This is a genomic window from Limnospira sp. PMC 1279.21 (assembly GCF_032349615.1).
GTDB lineage: Bacteria > Cyanobacteriota > Cyanobacteriia > Cyanobacteriales > Microcoleaceae > Limnospira > Limnospira fusiformis.
In genome coordinates this window covers 1-2,150 of the sequence record NZ_JARPLU010000337.1, presented here as the reverse complement: position 1 = coordinate 2,150, position 2,150 = coordinate 1, and the positions used below count along the sequence as shown (strand labels likewise).

The window sequence follows — 2,150 nt, the reverse complement described above, 5'->3', positions numbered from 1 at the left end:
CTATCGTCGCATTGTCAGGCAATAGCCGGATAAATGTCGCGTAAATGTATCAGCTACAATTATTTTATATTTGATTTTCCTGGTTGAGTCCTATCGGCAACATATCTTCAGAGTGTCTTTACATAAACTATTGCAAATCAGCAGTTCATCACCACCCCCGATCTACTGCACGAACCCGGTCTGTCCCAAACCTAGCAATGTCTTGGGAGAGCAAATCTGTGCTACCTGTGAGACACCGTTAACCTATCGCTATTTGTGGGCGGTGGGTTCTGCGGCTCAGTCCATGCAATCGGGACAAATAGTTGGAAACCGCTACTATGTGACGGCGCCCCAAATTTGGTTGGATACTAAGCCAGGAGTCCCTCCGGTGCTTCCCGATCGCTTATCTGATGCGATCGCATCCTATTTGTATCTGTATCCTTACCACCTCCATATTCCCAGCGTCTATGGGGTTTACAACTTCACTGCTGCTGAGGATATGGTTGAGATTGTGCTTCTGGATAATATCCCGGTTGATGATCGGGGCAATTTATACCCCTCGTTGGTAGAAGCATGGCCGGAAGCCACAGCAGTCCGTCAAGTTTACTGGCTATGGCAGATTCTACAATTGTGGATTCCTCTGTGTGAGCAGGGAACTACCTATAGTTTACTAATTAAGCATAACCTGCGAGTAACTGGGTGGCGGGTACGATTGCGGGAGTTACATCAGCAGGGTAAGATACAACCAACCCTACGAGATCTGGCTGAGTCTTGGTCAGTTTTGATTGAAACTGCCCATCAGAGAGTCCGCCAGCCTTTACAGGATATTGTGCAAGTCCTACGCCATAGCCCAGAAGATGCCATAGAAGCGATCGCCACTCAACTTAACCAGATCTTACTAGAACAAGCATCTGAGTTGCCCTTACATATAGCAGTAGCAGGTCAAACAGATGTGGGTATGATGCGATCGCATAATGAAGATTGTTGCTACCCCACAGCTACCGATCTCAAGCAAACCGATATTTACCCCAATGACAGACTCATCCCCTACATGAGTTTAGTTTGTGATGGGGTGGCGGGTCATGAAGGTGGCGAAATTGCTAGTCAGTTGGCTGTCCAATCGATTAAGCCCTTGATTCACAGTTTCATCATGGAAGTTGAGCAACAGGAAACCCTACTTTCCCCCCTGATGATCGCCCATCAACTTCAGGAAATTACCAGAGTTGTTAATAATGTCATTGCCGCCCAAAATGATGAGCAGGAACGCTCATCTAAGCAGCGCATGGGAACTACCCTAGTTATGGCACTACAACTCCCACAACACGCTAGACGTGGCTCTGGTTTCGATTTTAACAATGCCCATGAACTTTATATTGTTAATGTCGGTGATAGTCGCGCCTATTGGATAACGCCGGAGTCTTGTCAACAGTTGACCATTGATGATGATGTTACCATCCGGGAAGTGCGTCTGGGTCGTGCTGTATACTGGGATGCTAAACAACGCCGGGATGGCGGCGCTTTAACTCAAGCCTTGGGAACCCGAGAGGCAGAATTTTTGCGCCCGGCAGTTCAACGGTTTATCATTGAGTCTGATGGTCTACTTTTGTTGTGTTCTGATGGACTCAGTGACAACCAATGGGTTGAGAAAACTTGGGCGGACTATGCGCCTTTAGTTTTACGGGGCGAAAAATCCCTAGAATCAGCGGTTCGGGATTTGATTGAGGTGGCTAATACTCAAAATGGTCGGGATAATGTTTCGGTGGTTCTAACTTATTTTGGGGTTTCTCCTCAAAAATTGGTTCTGGTCGAACCCACTGCGACCACTCAAGAGTCGCCACCCTTAGAGTCGGAATTTACAGCAGCATCACGCGCCTTGATGGAAGAAGAAGCTGTGACTTCTGTTGACAAGAGGGCTACTCGTCTCCAGCGATTGAAACAGGCTGTATTGATTCTGGCTTTATTGATTTTGGCGATCGCAGGTGGTTATTTAGTTTGGCGGTTAGTCTACCAAGACTCCCCCACAGACTCCCCCACGGAAACACCCACGGAAACACCCACGGAAACACCCACGGAACCCTCAACCACAGAAGTAGATTCTGCTACCTATTACATTTCCTAGGCGAACCCTCAGAGGGCGGGTTGATTTATCTTATCCCTAGGAGGGGAGGATA

Annotated in this window: 1 protein-coding gene; it reads left to right on the top strand. The window is 47.7% G+C overall.

Going from position 1 to position 2,150, the window contains the following annotated elements; translation table 11 throughout:
* The first annotated feature begins 112 nt into the window (after positions 1-112).
* Positions 113-2,098 carry a protein phosphatase 2C domain-containing protein gene (locus P5683_RS24330; RefSeq protein WP_035758960.1) on the top strand — a complete coding sequence of 662 codons (1,986 nt, stop codon included), beginning with the start codon at positions 113-115 and terminating at the stop codon, positions 2,096-2,098.
* The last annotated feature ends 52 nt before the right edge of the window (positions 2,099-2,150 follow it).